The sequence below is a fragment of the Streptomyces sp. SID12501 genome (assembly GCF_010550245.1).
Lineage (GTDB): Bacteria > Actinomycetota > Actinomycetes > Streptomycetales > Streptomycetaceae > Streptomyces.
In genome coordinates this window covers 1-389 of record NZ_JAAGLU010001029.1, presented here as the reverse complement: position 1 = coordinate 389, position 389 = coordinate 1, and the positions used below count along the sequence as shown (strand labels likewise).

1 protein-coding gene is annotated in these 389 nt (G+C 74.3%); it reads right to left on the bottom strand.

The window, feature by feature from the left end:
* The coding region (locus tag G3I71_RS49665; RefSeq protein ID WP_164325574.1) for a DUF664 domain-containing protein at positions 1-374 on the bottom strand (374 nt) is incomplete at its 3' end.
* Positions 375-389 lie beyond the last annotated feature (15 nt).

Here is a 389-nt window from a genome sequence, read left to right as displayed (position 1 = left end):
GACCCCGGCCGGAGAACCGGTGCGGCCAGGTCGGTGCACCCGTCGAGGACGGCGTTCGCGCTCCCGACCGCCGTACGGTAGCGGGCGACGACCTCGGCCACGCTGTCCGTCGGGGCAGCCCGGAACGTGGCCTGCCAGTCGCGGATGTCGTCCCCGAGGAACATCGCGCGCTCCACGCACGTGAGGTGATGGAGCAGGCCGAGCAGATTCGTACCGGAGCGCACCGCGGCGGTCCGGACCTCCGGCTCCGGGGCGCCGTCGACCTTCGCGGCGACGGAGGCCCGCAGATAGTCGAGGAACCCGCGCAGGGTCTCGGCCTCGCCGGTGCCGGTCCGGGGCGGCGGGGTGTCACGTCGGCGGTCACGGGTCGCCATGGCGGATCTCCTTCG